The 26,712-nt window shown below is 62.2% G+C and carries 24 protein-coding genes; 12 read left to right on the forward strand and 12 right to left on the reverse strand.

The window, feature by feature from the left end:
* Window positions 1-140 precede the first annotated feature (140 nt).
* Complete coding sequence (locus tag ISX84_RS19100; protein ID WP_195821989.1) at window positions 141-782, reverse strand: DsbA family oxidoreductase; 642 nt, start codon at window positions 780-782, stop codon at window positions 141-143.
* Window positions 775-2,292, reverse strand: a complete 1,518-nt coding sequence (locus tag ISX84_RS19105) for a class I adenylate-forming enzyme family protein (protein ID WP_195821990.1) — start codon at window positions 2,290-2,292, stop codon at window positions 775-777. The genes ISX84_RS19100 and ISX84_RS19105 overlap by 8 nt, the downstream gene beginning before the upstream one ends.
* 64 nt (window positions 2,293-2,356) lie before the next feature.
* Here ISX84_RS19105 and ISX84_RS19110 point away from each other — a divergent pair, with 64 nt between their 5' ends.
* Window positions 2,357-2,980, forward strand: a complete 624-nt coding sequence (locus tag ISX84_RS19110) for a helix-turn-helix domain-containing protein (protein ID WP_195821991.1) — start codon at window positions 2,357-2,359, stop codon at window positions 2,978-2,980.
* A gap of 2 nt (window positions 2,981-2,982) precedes the next feature.
* Here ISX84_RS19110 and ISX84_RS19115 read toward each other — a convergent pair whose 3' ends face one another.
* Window positions 2,983-4,800 (reverse strand): extracellular solute-binding protein, encoded by a 1,818-nt coding sequence (locus tag ISX84_RS19115; RefSeq protein ID WP_442800630.1) that lies wholly within the window; start codon window positions 4,798-4,800, stop codon window positions 2,983-2,985.
* A gap of 339 nt (window positions 4,801-5,139) precedes the next feature.
* On the opposite strand from ISX84_RS19115, the gene ISX84_RS19120 reads away from it, so the two are divergent.
* Window positions 5,140-5,925: a 3-hydroxybutyrate dehydrogenase gene (locus tag ISX84_RS19120; RefSeq protein WP_229884428.1), complete on the forward strand. Its 786-nt coding sequence runs from the start codon at window positions 5,140-5,142 to the stop codon at window positions 5,923-5,925.
* A gap of 61 nt (window positions 5,926-5,986) precedes the next feature.
* Window positions 5,987-7,024, forward strand: coding sequence for a patatin-like phospholipase family protein (locus ISX84_RS19125; RefSeq protein ID WP_195821992.1), 1,038 nt, complete (start codon window positions 5,987-5,989; stop codon window positions 7,022-7,024).
* A 1-nt stretch (window position 7,025) separates the two neighbouring features.
* Here the strand turns inward: ISX84_RS19125 and ISX84_RS19130 are convergent, their stop codons facing one another.
* From ISX84_RS19130 to ISX84_RS19145, 4 genes are all read right to left on the reverse strand, one after another.
* Window positions 7,026-7,745 (reverse strand): DUF502 domain-containing protein, encoded by a 720-nt coding sequence (locus tag ISX84_RS19130; protein WP_195821993.1) that lies wholly within the window; start codon window positions 7,743-7,745, stop codon window positions 7,026-7,028.
* Between the two features lie 76 nt (window positions 7,746-7,821).
* Window positions 7,822-8,754: a pseudouridine-5'-phosphate glycosidase gene (locus ISX84_RS19135; RefSeq protein WP_195821994.1), complete on the reverse strand. Its 933-nt coding sequence runs from the start codon at window positions 8,752-8,754 to the stop codon at window positions 7,822-7,824.
* Window positions 8,751-9,644 (reverse strand): PfkB family carbohydrate kinase, encoded by an 894-nt coding sequence (locus tag ISX84_RS19140; RefSeq protein WP_195821995.1) that lies wholly within the window; start codon window positions 9,642-9,644, stop codon window positions 8,751-8,753. The genes ISX84_RS19135 and ISX84_RS19140 overlap by 4 nt, the downstream gene beginning before the upstream one ends.
* A gap of 42 nt (window positions 9,645-9,686) precedes the next feature.
* The gene (locus tag ISX84_RS19145; protein ID WP_229884429.1) at window positions 9,687-10,511 is read right to left on the reverse strand and encodes a DUF4198 domain-containing protein; all 825 of its coding nucleotides are present in this window, start codon (window positions 10,509-10,511) and stop codon (window positions 9,687-9,689) included.
* Between ISX84_RS19145 and ISX84_RS19150 the strand changes: the two genes are divergently transcribed.
* On the forward strand, window positions 10,498-11,643 hold the full coding sequence (locus tag ISX84_RS19150; RefSeq protein WP_195821996.1) for a HupE/UreJ family protein: 1,146 nt from the start codon (window positions 10,498-10,500) through the stop codon (window positions 11,641-11,643). The two genes, ISX84_RS19145 and ISX84_RS19150, sit on opposite strands and share 14 nt — an antisense overlap.
* A 4-nt stretch (window positions 11,644-11,647) precedes the next feature.
* Here the strand turns inward: ISX84_RS19150 and ISX84_RS19155 are convergent, their stop codons facing one another.
* The gene (locus ISX84_RS19155; RefSeq protein WP_195821997.1) at window positions 11,648-12,268 is read right to left on the reverse strand and encodes a thiamine phosphate synthase; all 621 of its coding nucleotides are present in this window, start codon (window positions 12,266-12,268) and stop codon (window positions 11,648-11,650) included.
* 142 nt (window positions 12,269-12,410) lie between these two features.
* Between ISX84_RS19155 and ISX84_RS19160 the strand changes: the two genes are divergently transcribed.
* The 3 genes from ISX84_RS19160 to ISX84_RS19170 all read left to right on the forward strand — a co-directional run bounded on the left by ISX84_RS19160 (window position 12,411) and on the right by ISX84_RS19170 (window position 15,859).
* Window positions 12,411-13,166 (forward strand): RNA methyltransferase, encoded by a 756-nt coding sequence (locus ISX84_RS19160; protein WP_195821998.1) that lies wholly within the window; start codon window positions 12,411-12,413, stop codon window positions 13,164-13,166.
* 66 nt (window positions 13,167-13,232) lie between these two features.
* Entirely contained in the window at window positions 13,233-14,387 is a 1,155-nt protein-coding gene (gene ctaA, locus ISX84_RS19165) for a heme A synthase (RefSeq protein ID WP_195821999.1), read from the forward strand.
* Window positions 14,384-15,859, forward strand: a complete 1,476-nt coding sequence (locus ISX84_RS19170; protein ID WP_195822000.1) for a carboxypeptidase M32 — start codon at window positions 14,384-14,386, stop codon at window positions 15,857-15,859. Before ctaA ends, ISX84_RS19170 begins: the two co-directional genes overlap by 4 nt.
* Before the next feature lie 3 nt (window positions 15,860-15,862).
* Here ISX84_RS19170 and ISX84_RS19175 read toward each other — a convergent pair whose 3' ends face one another.
* Together ISX84_RS19175 and gyrA are read right to left on the reverse strand one after the other, a co-directional pair.
* Window positions 15,863-16,213, reverse strand: coding sequence for a DUF6614 family protein (locus tag ISX84_RS19175; protein ID WP_195822001.1), 351 nt, complete (start codon window positions 16,211-16,213; stop codon window positions 15,863-15,865).
* 57 nt (window positions 16,214-16,270) lie between these two features.
* On the reverse strand, window positions 16,271-18,985 hold the full coding sequence (gyrA, locus tag ISX84_RS19180; RefSeq protein ID WP_229884440.1) for a DNA gyrase subunit A: 2,715 nt from the start codon (window positions 18,983-18,985) through the stop codon (window positions 16,271-16,273).
* A 229-nt stretch (window positions 18,986-19,214) separates the two neighbouring features.
* Between gyrA and ISX84_RS19185 the strand changes: the two genes are divergently transcribed.
* Window positions 19,215-19,484: an usg protein gene (locus tag ISX84_RS19185; RefSeq protein WP_195822003.1), complete on the forward strand. Its 270-nt coding sequence runs from the start codon at window positions 19,215-19,217 to the stop codon at window positions 19,482-19,484.
* A 6-nt stretch (window positions 19,485-19,490) separates the two neighbouring features.
* Here ISX84_RS19185 and ISX84_RS19190 read toward each other — a convergent pair whose 3' ends face one another.
* Entirely contained in the window at window positions 19,491-20,438 is a 948-nt protein-coding gene (locus ISX84_RS19190; RefSeq protein WP_195822004.1) for a radical SAM protein, read from the reverse strand.
* Between the two features lie 173 nt (window positions 20,439-20,611).
* Here ISX84_RS19190 and zwf point away from each other — a divergent pair, with 173 nt between their 5' ends.
* The 3 genes from zwf to pgi are packed head-to-tail and all read left to right on the forward strand — an operon-like array spanning window position 20,612 to window position 24,335.
* Window positions 20,612-22,078, forward strand: a complete 1,467-nt coding sequence (zwf, locus tag ISX84_RS19195; RefSeq protein ID WP_195822005.1) for a glucose-6-phosphate dehydrogenase — start codon at window positions 20,612-20,614, stop codon at window positions 22,076-22,078.
* A complete protein-coding gene (gene pgl, locus ISX84_RS19200; RefSeq protein WP_195822006.1) occupies window positions 22,075-22,746 on the forward strand; it encodes a 6-phosphogluconolactonase in 672 nt (223 codons plus the stop codon). The genes zwf and pgl overlap by 4 nt, the downstream gene beginning before the upstream one ends.
* Complete coding sequence (gene pgi / locus ISX84_RS19205) at window positions 22,743-24,335, forward strand: glucose-6-phosphate isomerase (RefSeq protein ID WP_195822007.1); 1,593 nt, start codon at window positions 22,743-22,745, stop codon at window positions 24,333-24,335. The genes pgl and pgi overlap by 4 nt, the downstream gene beginning before the upstream one ends.
* 79 nt (window positions 24,336-24,414) lie before the next feature.
* Here pgi and ISX84_RS19210 read toward each other — a convergent pair whose 3' ends face one another.
* On the reverse strand, window positions 24,415-24,897 hold the full coding sequence (locus ISX84_RS19210) for an acyl-CoA thioesterase (protein ID WP_195822008.1): 483 nt from the start codon (window positions 24,895-24,897) through the stop codon (window positions 24,415-24,417).
* Window positions 24,898-25,024: 127 nt separating this feature from the next.
* Between ISX84_RS19210 and ISX84_RS19215 the strand changes: the two genes are divergently transcribed.
* Entirely contained in the window at window positions 25,025-26,644 is a 1,620-nt protein-coding gene (locus tag ISX84_RS19215; RefSeq protein ID WP_195822009.1) for a long-chain fatty acid--CoA ligase, read from the forward strand.
* Window positions 26,645-26,712 lie beyond the last annotated feature (68 nt).

Genomic DNA, 26,712 nt, shown 5'->3' on the forward strand with positions numbered 1-26,712 from the left:
TGCGATCCTAATGTCGACACGCTTTTCACTCCCCAGTCGCAGCCCCGACGGGGATCAGCTGCGCCTGGGATCGGTGTAACCCACAGTTGTAGGGCAGACAACGTCACATTTTTACACAGTCGCGTCTGCGCCCGTGCAAATCAGGCAGCGGCGGTCAGCTCACCGATGACCTTTGTCCAGAGCTCGGGCGGCTGCGCGCCCGGTACTGCGTGTTTTCCCGCAACGATGAAGGTCGGCACGGAATTCACGCCCATGGAGCGGCTGTGGGCATCCCGCGCGCGGATGTCTTCCTCATCCGCATCCGACAGTAGCAGTTTGCGCACCACGGCGGCATCCATGTCGATGCCATCCGCAATATCGGCCAGCACATCGTGATCGCCAATGTCCCGCGCCTCGACGAAATAGGCGGTGAAGAGGGCGGAAACGGCGGCAGTCTGACGGCCCTCAATGCCCGCCCAGTGGATCAGCCGATGCGCATCGAGCGTGTTGGGCGTGCGTTTCATGCCTTCGAAGTCGATCTTGAGGCCCGCCGCCTCGGCATGCTCGACCACTGGCGCATAGGCGCGCACTGCCCCGTCCTTGCCACCGAACTTGCCTTCGAGATAGGCACGTCTGTCCATGCCCGCGCGGGGCATGTCGGGGTTGAGCTGGAACGGGTGCCATTCGATCTTGAACGGGTGGTCTGGATGGTCGGCCAGCGCCTTGTCGAGATGGGTTTTACCGATATAGCACCAGGGGCAGATCGGATCGGACATGATGTCGAGCTTGATGGGGTCAGTCATTGCGGGCCTCAAATCCGGCACGCAGGGCCCGCCGGAGAATTTTGCCATTGGCGCCCATGGGCAGCTCTGGCACGTGAATGAAAAGGCGCGGTTGCTTGTAGCGCGCCAGCGTCGCCTTCACATATGTCTCAAAGGTGGTTTCGTCCAGTGCGGCGGGTGCCGTGTAAAAGGCCGCGATCACACGCGCATCCGCCTTGACCTCCACATCGGTGACCGCCACGCCGGTGATCCCGGGCAGGGTGGCCAGCGCCGTTTCCACCTCGATGGGTGACACGCGGTAGCCGCCCGCGTTCATCATATCGTCGTTGCGGCCCAGATAGGTGATCTGACCATCTTGAGACATCACCGCCTGATCCCCGGTCAGGAACCACTCCCCCTGAAGGCGCGCGGCGGTTTCGGCCTCGGCGCCGAGATATCCCAGCATCAGGCCGGGATCGTCGCGGTGCACGGCAATTGTCCCCTCATCCCCTACAGGCACGGGACCGTCCGGACCCAGAAGCGCCACACGACGTCCCGGCTGTGGTCGCCCAAGCGCACCGGCAGCGGCAGGGCTGTCAGGTGCACCGGAGATGAAGGTGGAGCATTCCGACATGCCATAGGCTTCGAACACCTCGGTGCCGCTGGCCGCGCGCCAGCTGTCCGCCACGCGGGTCGCAAGCTTTTCCCCAGCACTGAGACCGTGGCGCAGGGCGGGGCAGCGCATTGCATCTCCCGATTTCAGCATCTGTCGGTAGACCCCCGGTGCAGCGGCAAAAATCGTGACCTCGTGGTCTGCCAGAAGCCCTGGCAACGCAGATGCGGCAGTGCCTGCCGCCGGAATGAGCGCCGTCGCGCCGACCGTCCAGGGATCCATCAACCCGGTGCCCAACGTGTAGGTCCAGTTGAAGGCCCCGGCGTGCAGGACACGGTCCTCTGCCGTCAGCCCGTACCAGCCATCGAACATCATCCGCCGCGCCCAGATCGCGCGGTGGGCATGGGCGACGGCACGCGGCACACCCGAGGTGCCGGAGGTGTAGACGATATAGCCCAGCCGGTTGGGATCGCCCAGATCGTAGTCTGCAGGCGGCAAATCACGGAAGCCCCGCAGCCTTTGAAGGTCTATTTTCTTGGGGTGATCCGCGCAGGCAACATCCGGGTCCTGCAACACTGCCTTTGGCTTGATGTCGGCGATGATTTGCGCCGTTTCCGGCCGGGTCAGCGCGGCGGAGGTCGGCACCGGCACCAACCCTGCGGCCAATGCGCCCAGATAGGCCAGCGGGAAATCGACGGTATTGCCGAGCCGCATCAGCACGCGGTCGCCCGGGACCAGCCCCAGCCCCAGCAGACCGGTCGCCGTGCCGCGCACCGCACGTTCCAGCGCGTGGTACTGCCACAGTTCGACGCCCGTCTCGCCCAGGATCAGCAGCGCATCCTTGTCGGGCACCCGCTCTGCGGCAGACAATACATAGGCCGCCATGTTGAAGGGTGCAGGGCAGGGCGCGGGCGGCCCCTCATCGAAAACGGATAACATGAGCGGGTGCTAGCCCGGTGCCGGGCACGTTGCAAGCCTGCGCGCGAGGTCCTATAGATTTTGGATGACCAATGCTGACCCCAAGACACTTATCAAGATTGCCCGCGAAAGCGGCGGCTCCGATCACGGCACGCCCGTCGATCTGGGCCAGCGCGTCCGCGAGCTGCGCAAGGCCCGCGACTGGACGCTGGAACAGGCGGCCAGCCAGGCGGGGCTTGCCCGCTCGACGCTGAGCAAGATCGAAAACGGCCAGATGTCACCGACCTACGACGCGCTGAAAAAACTGGCCATCGGGCTGGAAATCTCGGTGCCGCAGCTTTTTACGCCACCGCGTGCCGGGCAGGTCAATGGCCGGATGGCGGTGACCAAGAGCGGGCAGGGTGCAGCCCAGGCCACGGTCACATATGAGCATGAATTGCTGGCCGATACGCTGACCAAGAAGCAGATGCTGCCCTATCGCGCCCGCGTGCGCGCCCGGAAGATGGAAGAATTCGAAGGCTGGGTGCGCCATGACGGCGAGGAATTCCTCTATGTGCTGACCGGGGTGATCCGGCTCTATACCGAGTTCTACGAGCCGGTAGAGATGCGGCGCGGCGACAGCGCCTACTACGACGCGACCATGGGCCACAACGTGGTGTCAGTCAGCGAAGAGGATGCCAACATCCTCTGGGTCACCTCACTGACCTAGGCTCAGGACGGCTCGTACCACCAGACCTGCGGCATGTACTCCGGCCCGTCGCCGTAAATCGGCAGGGTTTCGGGGAATTTCATCTCCTTGATATGCGCGATCTGACCCTTGGTGAACTGCCAGAACGGGATCACATAGCGCCCCGCGGTCAGCGCCCGGTCCAGCGCGCGCACCGCGGCGGTGAATTCCTCTTCGCTGCGCGCCGACAGCATCACGTCGATCATCCCGTCCACCGCCGGAGAGGCCACACCCATGAGGTTGCGCGAGCCCGGTTGCGTCGCGGCCTTCGAGCCCCAGTAAAACCGCTGCTCATTGCCCGGGGACAGGGACACGGCCCGCCGGAAGGTCGTCATCTCGAAATCAAAGGCGCTCTCCCGCTCGGTGAATTGCGCGCTGTCGGTGGTTTCAATCCTGACGTCCAGCCCAAGCCGTTTCAGCGCCGTCAGATAAAGATCAGCAATCGCCATATGTTCGGTATTGTTCTGCTCCACAAGAATGGTGAACTGCAGCGGTGCGCCCCGCGCATTACGCATCACGCCATCCTGCGGTGTCCATCCTGCCTCCTCCAGCAGTTTCATCGCAGTGCGGATCCCCCGGCGGTTGCGGGCGGAGCCATCGCTGACGGGCAAGGCGTAGCCCTCCAGCGTGCCGGGCAGCAGCGCATCACGATGGGGCGCCAGCAAGGCCGTCACGGCGGCATCCGCAGGCCCCGGCGCCATCGCCAGATCGGAGTTGGAGAAATAGGAGGTGATGCGCGGCTGCACGCCGCCTGTGAGCGTGTCATTGATGTATTCGAAATTGAACGCCTGGATCATCGCCTCGCGCACCCGCCAGTCGTCAAAGGGCGGTTTGCGCGTGTTCATGACAAAGCCGGTCATGCCGGAGGGCTTCTGATGCGGGATTTCGGATTTGACCATTTTGCCCTGCCGGACAGCGGGGAAATTATACTGCGTCTGCCATTTCTCCGCATTGAACTCCCGCAGGGCGGAGATTTCACCTGCCTTGAGCGCTTCAAAGAGAACGGAGGTGTCTCCGTAGAAATCGATGCGGATGTCGTCGAAATTGAAGGTGCCGCGTCGAAATGGCAGGTCGGCCCCCCAGTATTCCGGATTGCGGGTCAGCTGGACAAAGCGTCCGGCCTCGTAATCCGTGACGCTATACGGGCCGGAACCAAGCGGCACCTCGCTGAGCGGGGCGTTGGCAAAGTCGCGTCCCTCCCACTGCGCGCGACTGAGGATCGGGCGCAGCCCGGCAAGCAGGGCAAGTTCCCGGTTGTCGGTGTTGAAATCGATCCGGAAGGAGCGCGGCCCGGTCTGGGTGATGCTGTCGATCTGACCCGCCAGCCCGAGGTAGCGGGGGTGGCCTTCGCTGCCAAGGATCTCGTAGCTGAAGATCACATCGTCGACGGTCACCGGCGTGCCATCGGAAAATTCTGCCTCTTCGCGCAGGGTGAAAGCCACCCACGAGCGGTCCTCCGGCACCTCGATTGATTCGGCCAGAAGACCGTAAAGCGTGAAGGGTTCGTCCCAGGATCTGCCCATCAGGCTCTCATGGGTGAAAAATCTGAGCTGCCAGGGCACGGTACCTTTGCGCACAAACGGGTTGAGACTGTCAAAACCGCCAGAGTTGCCCAGCGTGATACTGCCCCCTTTCGGCGCATCTGCGCGCACGTAGGGCAGGGACACAAAATCAGGTGGCAATGCAGGGGCCCCATACATAGATATCCCGTGAGAGGGTTGCGCTGTGAGCGATCCGGCCCAGAGAATCGCTGCAAAAGCCGCCAGAAACCGAGAAACCGGGCGGAAAAAAACAATACTCATTTTGGAGACAATCCCCTGCTGCCCTTGTTTTGTTGGACCTGAGCCTACCGAGGTATTTCCGTCTTATCAAACTTTTAGCTTGGCCTACGGCGTCAGATTGCTTATAAACAAGTCACTGCTCGATAGGTTTCTTGCCTGTATGAAACCTGCCTCAATAACTTAACGCCTGCCTTGTGCAGGCGTTTTTTTTGGCCCCCTCCTGTTCCGGAAATGATCTGCACTGGGTTGTGCGCTTCCGCGCCGCTCACAACTGCAGGTGTGAAAGACGTTTCCTTTGCACGCGCAGCAAGGCATGATGTGTGCAACGCAGCATTTTTTCGCAGGGAAGGGTCCCCAACTATGGCATTCGAGATTTCACTGCCTGGCAAAACCGCCGTCATCACCGGGTCGAACTCCGGCATTGGTCTGGGCATCGCGTGGGAGCTGGCCAAGGCGGGCGCGGACATCGTGCTCAATTCCTTTACCGACACTGAGGAGGATCATGCGCTGGCCAAGGAGATGGCGGAGGCCACGGGTGTCACTGCGCGCTACATTCAGGCGGACATGTCCAAGGGCGATGACTGCCGCCGCCTGGTCGAGGATGCGGGCACATGCGATATCCTTGTGAACAACGCCGGTATCCAGCACGTCGCGGCGATCCCGGACTTTCCGGTGGAGAAATGGGATGCGATCATCGCCATCAACATGTCCTCGGCCTTTCACACCACGGCCATTGCCCTGCCAATGATGCGCAAGGCCGGGTGGGGGCGGGTGATCAACATCGCCTCGGCGCATGGGCTGACGGCCTCGCCCTACAAATCAGCCTATATCGCGGCGAAACACGGGGTTGTCGGCTTGACCAAGACCACCGCGCTGGAGACCGCCAAGGAACCGATCACCGCCAATGCCATCTGCCCCGGCTACGTGCTGACGCCGATCGTGGAGAAACAGATCCCCGATACGATGAAGGAATATGACATGAGCCGCGAGGAAGTGATCGAAAATGTCATGCTGACGCGGCAGCCGTCCAAGGAGTTTGCCACCGTCGAGCAGATGGGGGGCACGGCGACCTTCCTGTGCTCGGATGCCGCCGCGCAGATCACCGGCACGACGATCAGCGTCGATGGCGGCTGGACGGCGCTTTAAGAGATTTCTTGCCTCCGGCGGGGATATTTTCAGCCAGAAGAAACAAGGAAGGACGCGGGCGATGGCGGTAAAGCGGATCAATCTGGCGTTGCAGGGCGGGGGCGCACATGGCGCCTTTACCTGGGGGGTTCTCGACCGGCTTTTGTGTGAGGAGGATATCGAGATCTCCGCGATTTCCGGCACCTCGGCGGGGGCGCTCAATGGCGCGGCGCTCAAGGCGGGGATGATCGAGGGCGGGCGTCAGGGGGCGCGCGATCGGCTGGATTGGCTGTGGAAAGAGGTCGGCGCGCGACCGGATTTGCATTTGCCAGCCTGGATGGTGCCGTTCTCACTGGGCGATTTCAGCCATGCGCTAGAGTATTCCTGGCCGGTGATGGCCGCCGATGCCTGGTCGCGGGCGGTCTCGCCCTATGCCTACGGTCCGCTCTACCGCAATCCGCTGCGCGGCATTGTCGAGAAATTCGATCTGGACGCGGTCCATGAGGAAGGCGGCAAAGGTCCGTGTCTCTTTATCTGTGCCACCCGCGTGCGCAATGGCAAGGTGCGGGTCTTCAAGGACAGTGAGATCAGCACCGATGCCATTCTTGCCTCTGCCTGTCTGCCGACGGTGTTTCAGGCGGTGGAGGTTGAAGATGCCGAGACCGGTCTGACCGAAGCCTTCTGGGACGGCGGATATACCGGTAATCCGGCGCTTTTCCCACTGTTCAACCCGTCGCTGCCGGACGATATCCTGATCATCAACATCAACCCGCTGGAACGCACCGAGCTGCCGCGCTCGGCCCAGGCGATCCAGAACCGCATCAACGAGATCAGCTTCAACTCGTCGCTGCTGCGCGAGTTGCGGGCCATCGAATTCGTGCAACGGCTGCTGGAACGCGGCGAGTTATCGACCGAGCAGAAAAGCCGTGTGCTGATCCATATGGTGGCGGATGACGCGCTGATGAATGAGCTGTCCGTGGCGACCAAGCTGGTGCCGACCCCCTTCACGCTGTCACGGCTCAAGACCGCCGGGCAACAGGCGGCGGAGACCTTCATCACCCATCATAAAAACGATCTGAACAAGCGCAGTTCGGTCGATCTGGTGGATATGTTTCAGTAGGTCAGGCGCTGATTTCAGGCACCGGATTTGTCGGATCCTTGCCGTTGGGGTAGACCAGCCCGGCGGAGATCACCAGTTTCGCGGCATCCTCCACGGTCATGTCCAACTCGATGACGTCTGTCTCCGGAAAGAACAGCAAAAAGCCCGATGTCGGGTTGGGCGTGGTGGGTACGAAGATGCTGAGCATCGGCGCGCCATCATTGCCGCGCATGGCCACTTCGCCCTTGGTGGTGGTCGAGATGAAGCCGATCGCCCAGATGCCCCTGCGCGGGTATTCGATCAGGCAGGCCTTTTCAAAGGACCGTTCCGATTGTGCAAAGACAGTTTCGGAAATCTGCTTGATGCCGGAATAGATCGTGCGGACAACCGGCGTGCGTTCCACCAGGCTTTCGCCGTAGCGGATGAGGGAGCGCCCGATGAGGCCCTTGGCCATCCAGCCAACGACGATGGTGAAGATCAGGAAAATCACGACGCCGATGCCGCGGATGTTGATCTGGATTTCGGGGTCGAGCCCCAGCCAGTCCTGCAGCAATCGGTCAGGCTGGTAGTTGCCGGGCACCAGCGGCAGGACAAAGCCGTCGATCCACCCCACAACCGACCAGATCAGCCAGATCGTCAGGCCCACCGGAGCGATCACGACAAGCCCTGTCAGAAACGATGCGCGCAGTCGGCTCAGGAGGCTGCCGCGCGCGGGGGGCTCTGGATCAAACGGAGTATTCATAACGCTTCTCTAACTGACGTCCCTCGTAGGTAGGGGCAATACCCGGGCTGCACAATGAAATTGCAACAGCCGCGCATCAACTTCCCGTATCCCGCGAAAGCGTGGCCAATTCCGATGCAATCTCGGCAGCCAACCGGGCGTTGTTGCGCACCAGCGCGATGTTCGCGGTCAGAGATCGACCTTCCGTAAGCTCGAAAATCCGCTGCAGCAGGTAAGGGGTCACCGCCTTGCCGCGGATGCCATGGGCATCCGCATCCGCCTGCGCCTGTGCGATGATCGGCGCAAGGGTGGCCGCCGCGATCTCATCATCTGCCGGGATCGGGTTCGCCACCAGCTGGCCACCCGGCAGACCGAGCAGGCCGCGCATGTGCTGGGCGCGCGCAATCTCGGCGGCACTGTCCATGCGCAGGGGGGCCTTGAGGGGTGACGAGGCGCTCCAGAAGGCCGGGAAGCTGTCCTGTCCCACGACGATCACCGGCACACCCTGGGTCTCCAGCACTTCCAGCGTCTTGTCCACGTCCAGAATGGCCTTGGCCCCGGCGGCCACCACCGTTACCGGGGTCTGGGCCAGTTCCATCAGGTCGGCGGAGATGTCGAAATTATCCTCCGCACCCCGGTGCACGCCGCCGATGCCCCCGGTGCCAAAGACCTTGATCCCCGCAAGATGCGCGGCGATCATCGTCGCCGCCACGGTGGTTGCACCGGTGCCGCCGCTGGCCATGCAGGCGGCCAGATCGGCGCGCGACAGTTTGGCGACCCCCTTGGCCTGCGCGAGTGTTTCCAGCTGGCTGACATCGAGGCCGATGTGCAGCGTGCCCTCGATCACCGCGATGGTGGCCGGGGTTGCACCGGCGGCGCGGATATCGTCCTCCACCTGCCGCGCGACCTCGAGGTTTTGCGGATAGGGCATGCCGTGCGTGATGATCGTGCTCTCCAGCGCGACCACGGGCTTGCCAGTGGCAAGGGCGGCGGAAACCTCGGCGGAATGGAGCAGGGGCAGGGGGGTCATAGGGCAGTTTCTCCAGAAACATAGGTGGCGGCGGCATGCAGGGCACGGCGCAGGGCGTCTTCGGCTGTCGCGCCGTCGGCATCGGCCGCGATATGGGCAGCCATGAAGGTATCACCGGCACCGGTGACGCGGGTCACCAGCACCTGCGGGGGTGTCTGGGTCAGCAACCCGTCCGGCCGCCCTTCGGTCGCATCGGACCCGCCGTCGGTGACCAGCACGCGCGCCGCACCCCGTGTCAGCAAGCCTTCTGCGGCGTTGCGGGAATCGCTGAACTTGCGCTGGCAGAGCAGGCCGGCCTCTTCGAGGTTCACATAGAGCGTGCCGCGCCCGCCCTGCACGAAAGGCGCCAGCCGTTCCGCCTTGCCGGGTGAGGCCGGGGCCACGCGCAAATCCGCCTTGGCCAGCACCGGGCTGCGGGCGATATCGCTCAGCAGATCCAGTTTCAGATTGCCGTCGAGGGCCACAAGACCTTCAAAGGGCGCCTCGGATGTGGCCAGCCGCCCGTCGGTCAGCGCGGCAAGTATCTTGGAGCCTGCCGCCTCCAGCGAATGCGCATCAGCAATGGCGGCGATCAGCCCGTTGGCGCCCTCAACCGCCATGTAGATGTCGGTGGGCAGATCGTCGGAGCGATAGATGGTCTCGGTAATCATGCCCCGCGCCGCACAGGCCGCCATCAGCTCATCGCCCTCCGCATCGCGGCCAATGGCGGTCAACAGCGCCGGGGTCAGGCCAAAGCGCACAAGCGTCATGGCGATGTTCATCGCCACGCCCCCCGGCAGCCGCGTGATGCGCCCGGGCACGTCCGACCCCTGCCGCATGGCGCTTGCCGACCTTCCGATCACGTCCCAAAGGACGGAGCCAATGCACAGGATATCGGGTGTTGCAGTCATAGAGGTCTTCTGACCGGGAATGTGGCGAGGTTCAAGGGTGCCTCACTCCGGCACGGCAAAAGTCAACGCCGCCCAGAGCGTTTCCCAAACGGGCGCCGTCTCCGAGGTGCCCGCCTCTGGGCTGGGGCGGAGCACGACCGCGTCCAGCAGGTAGCTGTGCCCGGAAGTCACCGAGACGCTTGCCTCACCGGCGGCATCGGTCCGGGTCAGGCTCACGGTCACCGCGCCATCCGGGGCACGGTCGAAGATTTCCACCTGCGCATCTGCACGCGGCACGTCCTGATAGAGCACCTGCACGCGCATCTGCCCGTCGAACTCGCGCGCATAGGGGTTTGTCAGGGCCACGAATTCGGTGTCCATCCCGAACGCCCGGTCTTGTCCTGTCCCGCTGCCCACGGCGATCAGCGCCTTGGCGTGGCGTGTATAGCTTTCGCGGAACCCCTCTTGCGGCCATCCGGCGGCCAGATGATCACTGGCGGCGGTGGTGAAATCCTTGTGATCGGCGAATTTCAGAAACTTTTCCCATATCTTGTAGGTCAGCCGTGAGGGCGCGGTTTCGTGCAGGACCACCAGCAGCCCGTCCTGATCGGGCGCCGTGCCCTGCAGCGCGGGCGTATCGCCCATCCGGCCATCCACCGCCGTGATCTTTTCGCCCATTGCCATCTCGAAGCGGGTGAAGCGATTTTCGAACCACGCCAGTGATGTGCCTTTGAAGTTCTCGCCATTGCGCAGGCTCGCCACCACCGGTGCACCCGGGTCGATCAGATATTTTTTTGGCTCAATCCAAAACTCATGGCCAACGGCAGACGTAGAGGTTAGCAGTAACGCAACGAAAAAAAATCGTGAGACACCCATGAGATCATCCATTCAACTTACCCTGCTCAAGCTGTTTCTTTTGGCGCTTTTGTCAACCGTGAGCCTGTGGTCCGCCCCCTCACGCGGCACGGCACATGAGCTTGTCCCGACAATTGCCGATCTGTCGGTTGAGGAGGGAGAGCGGGTGGTTCTGGATCTGCGCATCAACCTGGAGGCATTTCTCTCCGGCGTTGATCTCGACGCGGTGGAAAACACCAATGACGACGACGCGGGCGATGTCTACACGAACCTGCGGGCCCTGACGCCGGAAGCGCTGGCGGAACAGGTGCCCCAGCTGATCGCGCTCTGGAACGCCGCCCCCCTGGCGGAGGCTGGCGCGGCGCTGGAGTTCAGACAGAGCGCTCTGGATGTGCCGGACGGGATCGATATCGAACTGCCCCGCATCTCCCTGCTGACGCTGACCGCACCATTGCCGGACGGGGCGGCGGAGGTGATGGTGAACTGGCCTATGGGTTCCGGGGCGCTGGTCCTGCGCCAGCAGGGCGTCGAGGAACCCTATACCGGGTACCTCACGGGCGGCGAGAGCAGCCCGCCGATTGCCATCGCGGGGGGCGGGGCCGAAACGTCGATGCAGGCCTTTCTGAACTACATCCCGGTGGGTTTCGATCACATTCTGCCCAAAGGCCTCGATCACATCCTCTTTGTCCTGGGGCTTTTCTTCCTCAGCACCCGGTTGAGCCCCCTGATCTGGCAGGTCAGCGCCTTCACGCTGGCGCATACCGTGACACTCGCGCTCGGCGCGCTCGGCTGGGTAAACATCCCCGGCGAGATCGTGGAGCCGCTGATTGCCGCCTCCATCGTCTATGTGGCCATCGAAAATGTCTTTACCTCTGGCCTGAACCCCTGGCGTCCGGCGGTGATCTTTGCCTTCGGGCTGTTGCACGGCCTTGGGTTCGCCTCGGTGCTGGGGGACTTCGGCCTGCCGCCCGGACAGTTCCTGCCTGCCTTGATCGGCTTCAACATCGGCGTGGAAATCGGGCAGCTGACGGTGATCGCCATCGCCTTCTTGCTGGTCGGTTGGTTCGCCAAGAAGACGTGGTACCGGGCGCGGATTGCGGTGCCTGCCTCCTGCGTGATCGCGGCGGTTGGCGCCTATTGGTTCGTGGAGCGCGTCTTCCTCTAACGCGCTAGGCCATGGCGGAGGCAAGCGCGCCAAGCGCCTTGACCGGGTCGTCGCTGGCCCAGATTTCTTCGCCGAGGCCAAAGAAATCGGTATAGGGCGCAAGCTGTGCGATCATCGCCGCATCCAGCGCGCCCTCGGCCACGATGGGCACTTCGATCACCTCTGACCACCACTGAAAGAGGTCCATATCGGCAAAGCTGCCGTCCCCCAGGGCAGAGGCCTGCACCGGGCCGAAGCTGACGTAATCCGCACCGGCCTCGCCTGCGCTCATCCCGTCGTGGCGCGAGGTCCCGCAGAAGGTACCGACAATGGCATCCTCGCCCAGGGCCTTGCGCGTCTCGCGCACGGAACGGGCCGCGTCCGTCAGATGCACGCCATCCAGCCCCAACCGGTCCGACAACAGCGTGTGATCGGTCAGCACCAGCGCGATGTCGCGGGCATGGGTCACCTCGCGCAGCGCGTCCGCCGTGCGGGCAAGACGGTCTTCATCGCGGGTGGCCAGGTCGAGCCGCACGCAGGCCACGGGATGGGCATCCAGAACCGAGGCAAGAAGGTCGGGAAATCTGCTCAGCTCAACCTCTGGCGGGGTTATCAGGTAGAGCTGCGGTTGCTCGGGCGTGTCCATGGGCCGTCCTTTGGAAGTCTTTTTCCGAGCAGTAGCGCAAGTGACGGTGAATGAAAACTTTTATGCCATCATAGGGGCCATTTCGACGCCGTAAAAAGCGCCCACGCTTGCGGCAGGGCGCATCGCCCCGTATGAGGCCGGTATGAGCCTGCCTGTCGAACACCCCAGCATCCCCGCCTTTGTCCTCGTGCGCCCGCAGATGGGCGAAAACATCGGGGCTGCCGCACGGGCGATGTGGAATTTCGGGCTGGACCGCATGCGCATCGTGGCCCCGCGCGACGGCTGGCCCAACCAGAGCGCCGTGGCTATGGCCAGCGGCGCGGGGCGGCTGCTGGACGAGGCCTTGCTGACCGACGATCTGCCCGGGGCCATCGGCGACAGCACTTTTGTTTTTGCCACCACCGCGCGGTCGCGGGATCTGACCAAACCGATCTACAGCCCCGAAGCCGCCATGCGCCTCGCCGCCGAGAAAATCGCGCAAGGACAACGGGTTTCGGTACTCTTTGGGCCGGAGCGTGCCGGGCTGGAGAACGACGACATTGCCCGCGCCAATGCGATCATCTCTGTGCCGGTGAACCCGGCCTTTGCCTCGCTTAACCTCGCACAATGTGTGCTGCTGGTGGGCTATGAATGGATGCGTGCCGTGGGGGACGTGACTGCCCAAACCACCGAGATGGCGGGCACTGACTGGGCCGAGGCAATCGAGATCGAGCATCTGGCAAACCACTATCAGGACCGCATGGAAGAGGCCGGTTTCTTCTTCCCGGAACACAAGGCCCACTCCATGCGCACCAACCTGCGCAACATGTGGAGCCGCATGCCGCTGACCCGTGCGGATGTGCAGATGATGCACGGCATGCTGCGCCAGCTGGTCCGCTGGAAGATGCGCGGTGATTAGACGCGCTGGACGCGCCTGCACACAGGAATTAGGTATGCAGCGCAAGAGTAAAACAAGGACGTGCAGATGAGCAGCAAACGCAAGCTCTTCGAAGAGGTGCAGAGTTCCGAGGACGCCCGGCCGGTGGCGCAACCGGGGCTGATCGATCAGGGGCAAGGGGGCGCCCGCGGGGCCATCCGCATCTGGCTGATGATCCTCTTTGCCCTCGTCTTTCTGATGATCGCGGTGGGCGGGCTGACCCGCCTGACCGACAGCGGGCTCAGCATCACCGAATGGCGTCCGATCACCGGGGCGCTGCCCCCGATGAGCGCCGCCGACTGGCAATCCGAATTCGAGAAGTATCAGGCTATTGACGAGTTCCGCATCCAGAACCAATGGATGGAACTTGACGATTTCAAGGTCATCTACTGGTGGGAATGGGGGCATCGCCAGCTTGGTCGGGTGATCGGTCTGGTCTGGGCGCTTGGCTTTGGCTGGTTCGCTATTCGTCGCCAGATCCCCGCCGGCTGGACCCCGAAACTGCTGCTGCTGGGGGCGCTTGGCGGCGCGCAGGGGGCGATTGGCTGGTGGATGGTCGCCTCGGGCGTGACGCAGGGCGAAAGCACGACGGACGTGGCCAGCTACCGCCTGGCGACGCATCTGGGGCTGGCCTTTGTGATCCTGGGGTTCATCACCTGGTATGTGCTGCATCTGGGCCGATCCGCACGCGATCTGATGCAGGCGCGCCGCGCCAAGGAAGGCAAGCAATGGGGCATGGCCACCGGCCTGTTGCATTTCACCTTCCTGCAGATCCTGATCGGCGCGCTGGTGGCGGGCATCGACGCCGGGCGCAGCTATACCGACTGGCCCCTGATGGGCGGGCAGGTCTTTCCCGCCACGGCCTTCACCTTGGAGCCGATGTGGCGGAATTTCTTTGAAAGCCCCGGGCTGGTGCAATTCATCCACCGCATCACCGGTTACCTGCTGGCCGCCTTTGCCGTTGTGGTCTGGCTGCGCGGGCGGAAATCATCACATGCGACGACGCGCTTTGCTTTCAACGCGGTGATCGCCGCAGTTGCCGTCCAGATCGCCATCGGCATTGCCACGGTGCTCTATGGTGCGCCCGTGCATATCGCCCTTGTTCACCAATTGGTTGCCGTGGTCCTCTGGGTGCTGATCCTGCGGGCGCGTTTCCTGAGTGGCTATCCCATCGCAACGTCCCTGAGAGGAAATGCCAAATGACCGCCTATGACGCCCTGATGACCTACACGCGTGAAACGCAGGCGCTGGCGCAGATTGCCGGGCGGCTGGATTGGGATCAGGAAACCATGATGCCGCGCGGGGCAGCCCCGCAGCGCGGCGAGGAATGTGCCGCCATTGCTGGCGTGTTGCATGCGCGCCGGGTGGACCCGCAGGTGGCCGAGTGGCTGGCGGCGCTGGAGGGTGCAGAGCTGGACGTGCAGGCCTCGGCCCAGCTGCGCCACATCCGGCGCAGCTATGATCGGGCCAGCAAAGTGCCTGCCGCGCTGGCCGCCAAAATCGCGCGGCTGACCTCGGAGGCGCAGGGCATCTGGGCCGAGGCGCGAGAGGCGGATGATTTTGCCGCCTTTGCGCCAACCCTGCAGGAGGTGATTGCCCTGCGGCGGGAAGAGGGGCAGGCGCTGGCCGATGGCGGCGATGTCTATGATGCCTTGCTGGCCGACTATGAGCCCGGCACCACAGGCGCCGAGCTGGAGGCGATGTTCGGCGCCCTGCGCCCGGAACTGACGGCGCTGCGCGCGGCGGTGCTGGACGCAAAGGCCCCGGCCAAACTCTCGGGCAATTTCGACGAAGCCGCCCAGATGAAGCTGACCCGCAAGCTGGCCAAGACCTTTGGCTATGACATGACCCACGGCCGGGTTGACAAGGCCGTGCATCCTTTCAGCTCCGGCTCCGGCCTTGATGTGCGGATCACCACGCGCACCAGTGCGACCGACCCGTTCAATTGCTTTTATTCGACCATCCACGAGGTGGGCCACGCGGCCTATGAGCAGAACATCCATCGCGACTACCTGCTAACCCCGCTGGGCCAGGGCGTGTCCATGGGCGTGCACGAAAGCCAGAGCCGCATCTATGAAAATCAGATCGGGCGCAGTCGCGCCTTTACCGGCTGGCTCTATGGCGAGATGCGCGACGCCTTTGGCGACTTCGGCATTGCCGATGAGGACGCGTTTTATGGCACGGTGAACCGCGTCTCCGACGGGTACATCCGGACAGAGGCGGATGAGCTGCAGTACAATCTACACGTCCTGATGCGGTTCGATCTGGAACGTGCGCTGATGTCCGGCAATCTGCAGGTGGATGATCTGGAAGCGGCCTGGAATGACCGGTTCGAGGCGGATTTCGGGTTTGCGGTCGACAAGGCGTCCAACGGTGTCTTGCAGGACGTGCATTGGTCTGTCGGGCTTTTTGGTTATTTCCCGACCTATTCGCTGGGCAATGTTTACGCCGGATGCCTGCATGAGGCGATGCGCGCGGCCTTGCCGGATCTGGACAGCCAGCTTGCACAAGGGGATACCTCGGGTGCCACAGGCTGGCTGCGTGAGAATGTGCAAACCCATGGCGGGCTCTATGAGCCGCGCGACGTGATTGCCAAGGCGCGGGGTGCAGCGCCATCCGAGGCACCGCTGCTGGCCTATCTGAAAGAAAAATTCACCGGGATCTACGGGTTGTAGCCCCTAGAGCAGCGCCATCCGTTCGGCGCGTTCCATATCCGGATATGGGCGGTAGAGCGCAAACTCCGCCGTGGCGATCAGGTCATTCACGGCCCGGTGCATCTGCCCCACATCATCGTCATGCGTGCCCGTCAGCCGAAAGGCATCGTCCAGTTGCGACAACCCATCCACCTCAATCTCCAGCAGGAAATCGCGGTAGCAATCGGCGGCCAGGTTCAGTTTGCGCCGCATCAGGCGCCAGTCCCCGATGGCGCCAGATGATTTCAGATGACCCATCCAGTCATCCAACGCCTTGGCAAAAAGCAATGCTTTCGCATCGTCCTTGAGCGTGATCATGCAGCAATAAACGTTCATCAGGGCACCTCGCGCGCTTGAGCCTGCTCATTTTGCAGGCAAATGCTTGAGGTGACGTTAAGATGTCTCGCCTTCTTCCGCTGCATCGCCCTGATCGGCAATCCAAGCGACGCTGACCACTTCCTCGCCCTTGCCGGTGTCAAAGACCTTCACACCGCCTGCGGATCGGGACCGGAAGGAAATACCATCGACCGGCACGCGGATCGACTGGCCCTTGGAGGTGGCGAGCATGATCTGATCGTCCATTTCCACCGGGAAGGAGGCGACAAGCGCGCCGCCCCGCATGGCCTTGTCCATCGCCTGCACGCCCATGCCGCCGCGTCCCCGTACCGGGTAATCATGGCTGGAGCTGAGCTTGCCCGACCCGCTGGAGGTCAGTGTCAGGATCAGGTTTTCCGCCGCCGACATCTCGGCATAGCGTTCGGGGCTGATGGTGGCGTTGGCATCCGTCTCTTCCTCATCGGAGGTCGATCCATCCGCGTCATCGACAAGGCCCGCCATCGCGCGGCGCATTTTCAGATAGGCCGCACGCTCGTCCGAGGTCGCATCGAAATGGCGGATGATCGACATGGACACGACCTTGTCCTGACCGGTCAGCTTGACGCCCCGCACGCCCACGGAACTGCGCGAATTGAAGACCCGGACATCCGTCGAGGGGAAGCGGATCGCCCGACCCGAGGCCGTCACCAGCATCACGTCTTCATCCGGCGAGGCGATGCGCGCGTTGATCAGCGTGGTATTGGCGTGCTCTTCCTCGAACTTCATGGCGATCTTGCCGTTGGACTTCACATTGGTGAAATCGCTGAGCGCATTGCGTCGCACAGTGCCCGCTGAGGTGGCAAAGACGATTTGCAGTTCGGACCAGTCCTTCTCATCCCGGTCAATCGGCAGAATTGCGGCAATGGACACACCCGTCGGGATCGGCAGGATGTTCACAATTGCCTTGCCTTTGGACGTGCGCCCGCCTTGCGGCAAGCGCCAGGTCTTGAGCTTGTAGGCCATGCCGTCAGTGGTGAAGAACAACAGCTGCGTATGCGTGTTGGCGACGAAGAGGGTGGTGACCACATCCTCTTCTTTTGTTGCCATGCCCGCGAGGCCCTTGCCGCCGCGCCGTTGGCTGCGGAAATCCGCCAGCGGCGTGCGTTTAATATAGCCGCCCGAGGTGACCGTCACGACCATGTCTTCGCGGGCGATCAGGTCCTCGTCGTCCATGTCACCGGACCAATCCACGATCTCGGTGCGGCGCGGCACGGCGAAAAGCTCGCGCACCTCGCGCAGCTCATCGGCGATGATGCCCATGATCCGGTCGCGGGAGCCCAGAATTTCGAGGTATTCCTTGATCTTACCGGCCAGTTCTTCGAGCTCGTCCGTCACCTCTTTCACGCCGATCTGGGTCAGGCGCTGCAACCGCAGCTCAAGGATGGCACGGGCCTGCGTTTCAGATAGGTTGTAGGTGCCATCGTCATTGGCCGTGTGGGTCGGATCGTCAATGAGCGCGATGTAGGGCAGGATATCCTGCGCCGGCCAGCGGCGGGTCATAAGCTTGGCACGCGCCTCGGCGGCATCGGCAGAGGCCCGGATGGTGGCCACGACCTCGTCGATGTTGGTCACAGCCACGGCCAGACCGCAGAGGATATGGCTGCGTTCACGTGCCTTGCGCAGCAGATACGCCGTGCGGCGCGCCACAACATCCTCGCGGAAGTCGATGAAATAGGTGAGGAATTTGCGCAGCGTCAGCTGTTCCGGCCGCCCGCCGTTCAGGGCCAGCATGTTGCAGCCAAAATACGTCTGCATCGGCGTGAAACGGTAGAGCTGGTTCAGGACCACCTCCGCCGTGGCATCGCGTTTCAGCTCGACCACAACCCGCACGCCGTTACGGTCGGACTCGTCTTGCACATGAGCAATGCCCTCGATCTTCTTCTCGCGCACCTGTTCCGCGATCTTCTCGATCATCGTGGATTTGTTCACCTGATAGGGGATCTCGTCCACGACGATGGCCCACCGATCCTTGCGCAGCTCTTCGATACGGGTCTTGGCGCGGATGATCACCGAGCCGCGCCCTTCAAGATAGGCTTTGCGCGCGCCCGTCCGGCCCAGCATGATGCCGCCAGTCGGAAAATCAGGGCCGGGGATGTAATCGATCAACTGTTCGGAGGTCAGGTCCGGCTCTTCGATCAGCGCCAATGTGGCATCCACAACCTCGCCCAGATTATGCGGTGGGATGTTTGTGGCCATACCGACGGCAATGCCGCCTGCGCCATTGACCAGCATGTTCGGGAAGCGGGCGGGGAGGACCGTCGGCTCCTGCTGCTTGCCATCGTAGTTGTCCTGATAGTCGACGGTATCCTTGTCGATATCCGCCAGCAGATAGGCAGCGGGCTTGTCCATGCGCACCTCGGTATAGCGCATCGCGGCGGGATTATCGCCATCCATGGAGCCGAAGTTGCCTTGCCCGTCCAGCAGCGGCAGCGACATGGAGAAGTCCTGCGCCATCCGCACCAATGCGTCGTAGATCGCACTATCGCCGTGCGGGTGATACTGACCCATCACATCACCGACCGGGCGGGCGGATTTGCGATAGGCCTTGTCGTGCGTGTTGCCGGTTTCATGCATGGCAAAGAGAATGCGGCGGTGCACCGGCTTCAACCCGTCGCGCAGATCGGGGATTGCGCGGCTGACGATGACCGACATCGCGTAATCGAGGTACGAGGTGCGCATCTCATGCTCGATGCTGACAGAGGGCCCGTCGTACGCAGGGCGTTCCGGCATCATTTCATCATCGTTTTCAGGGGGTTGTGGTGTATCGCTCACGTAGGCTGCCCGTTATTGCCGCAGGGTCTATATATTGTGGATTAACCTTATCAGAGGGGACATATAAGGTGCAATCCCTCACTGCACCTGCAACTGGCAGCCGGTGGCGCAAAGTGATAACACGCTGTTTTCATTGAAAAGTAATTCGTCCATGTCATGCTGATCTTATGAAGCAGTCAAGAGGACAAAAATGCCCCTATCCGAAACCGAACTGATGCTGAAAGGCTACGGCCTGACCACGGCGGAGTTTATCTATCACATGCCGGACTACACGCATGTGCTGAATACCTTCGTCTGGCAGGAATATGACCTTGCGCCGGACCACCCGCGGCTCTTTGAATTTGTCGAATTCTGGCAGGCTGAAATCGAAGGGCCGCTGCATTCGGTCCGGTTCACCCATCGCAAGATGATCAGCCCGGGCGAGTGGCGCAATGTGACGGGTGAATTCACCCTGCATTAGGTCCTGTCAGGCCGAACAGCTGGCCCCGCCCAGCACGCAGAACTTCGCACAATGCGGATGGTTCAGCGCCACGTCGCGCTCTGCCTCTGCAAGCGTCTGGCCCAGCTCGAACTCGGGCGTATAGGGCAACAGGGTGCAGGCCAGAACCGTCGGATGCGCGGCGCCCTTGCGCTTGACCACCATCCGCGACGACGCGCACATCAGCGCATCGGGGGATTTATTCAGAATACCCCAGCACCCGGTGGTAATCTCAGGCACCTCGACCGTCTCATCCATTTCAGGAAAAAGAACGGTCATTCCAGGATCTTGCGCGTCGATGTCAAAGTCATGTCTGGCGTAGAAATCTGCATATCCCGCGCGGCTTTCCGCGTCGCTATGCGCCATGATCGACCGGCCCGCCACGGCCATCCGGATGCCGGTGTCGCGCAGCCATTCCATCCCTTTGAGCGTCTTGGCAAAAGCACCCAACCCGCGCTCGGTGTCATGTAACTCGGCATCATAGTGATCCAGCGAGACGCGCAGGGTCATCTTGCCCGGATAGGCATCATTCAGCTCCTTGAGACCTTCCTGCATCTTGCGCCGCATCATCGGGCGCATCGCGTTTGTCAGGATCAGAACGTCATACCCGCGCGCCAGGGCACCGCGCGCCAGGTCGATCATCTCCGGGTTCATGAAGGGTTCACCGCCGGTAAAGGCGATCTCGGTCACCGGCCAGTTCCGATCCTCGATCTGGTCGAGATAGGCGGCGACCTCTGCGGCGGAAATATAGACCAGCCGATCATTGGACGGGCTGCTCTCGATATAGCAGTTGACGCATTCGATATTGCACAGCGTACCGGTGTTGAACCACAGCGTCTTCGGGGCCGTCAGGCTGACAGTGGCCCGTTTCTCTCCCTTTGCAGTCCATGTCGGATCGATGAATTTACCTGCATTGGCGGTTGCCAGATCTTTCATAGGGGAGGGTGCCTTTGGTCATCATTTGTCGTGAATGTGTGCTAGGGAATAGTTAAAGGCAAGAAAACAGGTTTTCATTTGCGTGCACGCTCTTGTGATCGGGGTTCATTCGGGGCATGTTTGCGCTAACATCAACCGCGGCCCGAGGGCCCCGTACTTCAGGATGATTTCTCATGGTTTCGCGCGTCATTCCGGTCGATCCTTTCGACCTCGTGATTTTTGGCGGCACCGGCGATCTGGCCCGGCGCAAAATTCTGCCGGGGCTGTTTCGGCGTTACTGTGCCGGGCAGATGCCCCCCGAGGCCCGCATCATCGGGGCCGCACGCGCCGAAATGGACGATGACGGATACCGTGAGATGGTGGGCGAGGCGATCGGTGAATTCGGCGGCACCAGTGACATCGACGCGGGTAAGCTGACCTCCTTTCTGGAAAACCTCTCCTATGTCGCCATCGACGCAAAGGGCGAGAACGGCTGGCGGGAATTGGCGGACCAGATGCGCCGCAAGGTGGTGCGGGCGTTCTATTTCTCGGTGGGGCCAAGCCTCTTCGGCGATCTGGCCGAGCGGCTGAACAACCACGGGCTCACGGATGAGCACAGCCGGATCGTTGTGGAGAAACCCTTTGGCCGGGATCTTGAGACCGCGCGACAGTTGAACCGCGATCTGGCGGCGTTTTTCGACGAGGGCCAGATTTACCGCATCGATCACTATCTGGGCAAGGAAACCGTGCAGAACCTGATGGCCGTGCGCTTTGGCAACATGCTGTTCGAGCCGCTCTGGAACAGCCAGTTTGTCGATCACATCCAGATCACCGTGGCGGAAACCGTCGGCGTGGGCGGGCGCGGTGAATATTATGACAAGTCCGGCGCGATGCGCGACATGGTGCAGAACCACCTGATGCAGCTTTTGTGTCTGATCGCGATGGAGCCGCCGGCGCGGTTTGATCCCGATGCGGTGCGTGACGAAAAGCTCAAGGTGATCCGGGCGCTGGAGGACGTGGAGCCGCATCATATAGTACGCGGGCAGTATGACGCAGACCCGGACGATCCCGAGGATCTGCCCGATTATCGCACCGCGGTTGAAAACCCGAAATCCAAGACTGAAAGCTTCATCGCCATGAAGACCCATATCGCCAACTGGCGGTGGGCAGGCACGCCGTTTTACCTGCGGACAGGCAAGCGGCTGGTCGCGCGATCTTCGGAAATCTCGATTGTCTTCAAGGACACGCCGCATTCCATTTTCGGCGAGGAGGCGGGGCGGCACCGCAACGTATTGTCGATCCGGCTGCAGCCCAATGAGGGCATCAAGCTGGGCGTGACCATCAAGGAACCGGGCCCCGGCGGAATGCGGCTCATGGATGTCCCGCTCGATATGACCTTTGCCGATGCACTTGGGCCGGAGGGGGCGGAAAATGTCGATGCCTATGAACGGCTTATCATGGATGTGATCCGCGGCAACCAGACCCTTTTCATGCGCGGCGACGAGGTGGAAGCGGCCTGGGCCTGGACCGATCCGATCATCGAAGGCTGGACAAAACGGGGGGATGTGCCCAAGCCTTACGACAGCCACAGCGCAGGCCCTGATGCCTCCGCTCAGCTGATGCGTCGGGACGATCGGGAATGGCGAGAGGTAACCCCATGAACTTCAACGAGAATGCAGACCGCGATATGGCGATCATGAACGTGGCCCATGCGGTGACCAGTGATTTGCGCAAATGCCTGTTGAACCACGAGTTTGCGAGCTTTGCGGTGCCCGGGGGCACAACGCCGGGGCCAATCTTTGACGCGATGAGTTCGGTGGATCTCGACTGGGACCGGGTGCATGTGATGCTGACCGATGAACGTTGGGTGCCCGAAGATCACCCCCGGTCGAATGCCGGTCTGGTAAAAGCACGGCTGATGACCGGCAATGCGGCAGCGGCGACATTTCTGTCGTTCTACCGCGAAGGGATGACAGCGCAGGAAGCCGCCCCGGGCGTGTCAGAAGACTTTGCCGCAGAGATGCCGATCTCGGTGCTGCTCTTGGGCATGGGAGCGGATATGCACACCGCATCGCTTTTCCCCGGCGCAACGGGGGTGGAGGAGGCCATGGCGCGCAATGCGCCGCTTGTTTGTGCCGTCGCACCGGCGGATCAGCCGGAAGAGCGCATCACTTTCAGCGCGCAGGCGCTGGACGGGGCGATGAACAAACATCTGGTGATCTTTGGCGATGACAAGCGCGCCGCGTTTGAAAAGGCGCAACGACTGTCGCCGCTTGAGGCTCCTATTTCGGCTGTCATCACGGAAGGAACGGTGCATTGGGCCGCATGACTGCACAGTGGGACGCATTGCGGGCCCGCCTTGAGGAAACCGAGGGGCGGTCGATCTTGTCCCTTTTTGAGACGCCTGATCGTGCGGCGCAGTTCAGCGCACAGACGGGCGATATGCTCTTTGACTATTCCAAGACGAACATCGACGACGCGACCCGCGCGGCCCTGATTGGTCTTGTGGAGGCGGCGGGCGTTGCGGAGAAACGCGAGGCGATGTTCTCAGGTGCGCCCATCAATGACACCGAAGGGCGCGCGGTGCTGCATACCGCTCTGCGCAACCTCGATGGTGGGCCGGTTCTGGTGGACGGTTTCGATGTCATGCCTGACGTGCTGGCAACGCTCGACCGGATGCGGATCTATGCCAATCACGTGCGGGACAGCGAGATCACCGATGTGGTGAATATCGGCATCGGCGGCTCCGATCTGGGACCTGCGATGGCGGTTGAGGCGCTCTCGCCCTACCACGACGGACCACGCTGCCACTTTGTCTCCAATGTGGACGGCGCGCATATCGCCGATACGCTGCGCGGGCTGGATGCCAGGACGACGCTGGTGATCGTGGCCTCCAAGACCTTCACGACAATCGAGACGATGACAAATGCCCGCACGGCGAAAGCCTGGATGCAGGATCAGGGGGGGAATCCATCAGCGCAATTCGCGGCGCTGAGCACCTCCGAAGAGAAGACCCGCGACTTTGGCATCCCGGCGGAACGTGTCTTTGGGTTCGAGGATTGGGTCGGCGGGCGCTATTCGGTCTGGGGGCCCATCGGATTGTCACTGATGATTGCCATCGGGCCCAAGGGGTTCGACGCTTTCCTGCGGGGCGGTCAGGACATGGACAGGCACTTCCGCGCCGCCGCATGGGCGGAGAACCTGCCGGTCATGCTGGCGCTGGTGGGCCTTTGGCATGCACAGGTCTGCGGCCACGCCAGCCGTGCGGTTTTGCCCTACGATCAGCGGTTGGCGAAGCTGCCCGACTACTTGCAGCAACTTGAAATGGAATCGAACGGCAAGGGTGTGCAGATGGATGGCAAGCCCGTCGCGGTCCCCAGTGGCCCTGTGGTCTGGGGCGCGGCAGGAACAAACGGGCAGCACGCATTCTACCAGCTGATCCACCAGGGCACGCGCGTGGTGCCCTGTGAATTCATGATTGCGGCAGAAGGGCATGAGGCTGATCTGGTCCATCACCACCAGTTGCTGATCGCGAATTGCCTGGCGCAGTCCGAAGCTTTGATGCGGGGCCGAAGTCTGAATGAGGCGCGTGAAAAGATGCGGGCGGCGGGTTTTACGGGGGAAGAGCTGGAGCGGCAGGCGCATCACCGCGTCTTCACGGGGAACCGTCCCTCGACCACACTGGTCTACCCGCAGCTCGACCCCTTCACGCTGGGCCAGATCGTGGCGCTTTATGAGCATCGCGTCTTTGTCGAGGGAGTGGTGCTGGGCATCAACTCCTATGATCAATGGGGGGTGGAGCTGGGCAAGGAATTGGCGACGTCCCTGCAGCCCGTCGTCGAGGGATCCGCTGATCCGCAGGGCAAGGATGGATCAACCGCCCAGCTGGTCACCTTTATCCGACGCCATCAATCCTGAGCAAAGGTGGCCTGAAGCCCACCTTACCTGCTGGCTGAAACGCTTTCGATTGGCAGGTAGGGTGGGCTTCAGGCCACCCTCAGCGATGCGGGTGCGCGCCGTCGACATCGATCATTTTCTGCCGCACGTCTCCGGGGATCGGGTAACGTCCCGCGCCGTCGGCCTGCAACAGCACAAGCACACAGTCAAATGTCGCGCGCAGCGTCCCGCCGGACCACAGCGTCTGCGCCAGCGAAAACGATGTTGTGCGAAACGCAGTACAGCCGCAGGTCACAACATAGTCTTCATCCATGCGCATTTCCTGGCGGTAATGGATCTGCCCGGACCGGATTACAATCCGCGGATCCTCGCCTGAGCCCATGTAGCGGGACAGGCCCCAATCCTGCGTGTACCGGATGCGCAGCCTTTCAAACCAATGCATGTAGACAGCATTGTTCACGTGGTTGAGCACATCCAGTTCCGAAAATCGCACCCGGTCCGCCATTGCCAGGGGCGCGGGCGGGTCGATGCCAAGATCCAATTGGCTCTGGCTGGAGAGCGGCGTGTGATAGCGAAGGGTCATGCCGCCCCTTACGCGCTGGGATGCCGTTTGCCAAGTCTTGCCAGACCGCCGACCGGAAGGCAGGGTAGGGGACGGACCTGCGACAGCGTTCCGTATCCAACGGTTTGAAACGTGACGGGAGATCACAATGCTCGGCCAGATGATGACAGCCCCCTTGCTGATTTCCGCGCTCATCGACCACGCGGCGCGCTATCACGGAGACACGGAAATCACCTCTGTGAACACTGGCGGCGGGCATGAGACCACCAGCTGGGGCACCGTTGCGCGCAATGCGAAACAATTGGCCAGCGCATTGCAGGGGCTCGGGCTCGGCCCGCAAACGCGCTGCGCCACGATTGCCTGGAACAACCGGCGGCATCTGGAGATATACTTCGGTGTGTCCGGCGGCGGCTTTGTCTGTCACACCATCAACCCGCGCCTTTTTCCGGATCAGCTTGTCTACATCATCAACCATGCCGAGGATGAGGTGCTGTTCATCGACAGTACCTTTGTCCCGCTGGTGGCCTCCATCCGCGATCAGCTGACCACGCTGAAACACATCGTGCTGCTGGAAGACACCGTGGGTGCAGCGGCCGAAACACTGCCAGACCTCATCGCCTATGACGATCTGCTGGCGCAGGGGGATGCGGAGTATCAATACCCGCAGTTCGATGAGCTGACCGCGTCGAGCCTCTGCTACACCTCCGGCACCACCGGGAACCCCAAGGGTGTGCTTTTCTCGCACCGGTCCACCGTGCTGCACAGCCTTGCCTGCAACCTGAAGGACAGCCTCGGGTTTTCAGCGATGGATGTGGTGTTGCCGGTTGTGCCGATGTTCCATGTCAACGCCTGGGGCACGCCCTACGCCTGTGCTATGGTCGGCGCACGGATGGTGCTGCCCGGTCCGGGGCTCGATGGCCCGTCGCTGGTGGCGCTGATCGACACGCATAAGGTCTCCATCGCCCTTGGGGTGCCCACCATCTGGCTCGGCCTGCTGGGCGAGGCAGAAAAGGCGGGCAGCGCCCTGAGCAGTCTGCAACGCACGGTCGTCGGCGGCTCTGCCTGTCCGCCCTCGATGATTGCGGCGTTTCGCGACACCTTCGGGGTGGAGACCATCCACGCCTGGGGCATGACGGAAATGTCACCCATCGGCTCTGTCAATCAGCCGCTGGCCAAACATCTGGATCTTGAGACCGAGGCGCTGCACCGGCTGCGTGAAAATCAGGGGCGACCGCCCTGGGGCGTCGAACTGGCGATTGTCGATGAGGCCGGACACCCTCTGCCGCATGACGGCAAGACGCAGGGCGAATTGCTGGTGCGCGGGCATTTCATTCTCGATGCCTATTTTCGCGCGACGTCAAGCGACACCCTGCAGGACGGCTGGTTCAACACCGGCGACATCGCCACGCTGGACCCGGAGGGCTATCTGACCATCCGCGACCGCTCCAAGGACATCATCAAGTCAGGCGGGGAATGGATCAGTTCGGTGGAGCTGGAAAACATTGCGATTGCCCATCCACACCTCAGCGATGCCGCGGTGATCGGCGCGCCGCATCCCAAGTGGGACGAACGCCCGGTGCTGGTCGCCGTCACGGCGGAGGGCGCGACACCGGATGCGGAGGACCTTCTCGCCTTTTTCGAGGGCAAGATCGCCAAGTGGCAGATCCCTGACAAGGTCGTCTTCACCGACGCGCTGCCGCGCAATGCCACGGGAAAGGTGCTGAAACGTGACTTGAGGGACACTTTTGCAAAGATCTTGATGACATAAGCCTCTTTTAACCCAAAGACCGCACAAAGTGTCCTAGAAGGGTTTCTACCTGAGATTACACTTTCGTC

The sequence above is a fragment of the Roseobacter sp. MH60115 genome, from assembly GCF_015644665.1.
Taxonomy (GTDB): domain Bacteria; phylum Pseudomonadota; class Alphaproteobacteria; order Rhodobacterales; family Rhodobacteraceae; genus Roseobacter.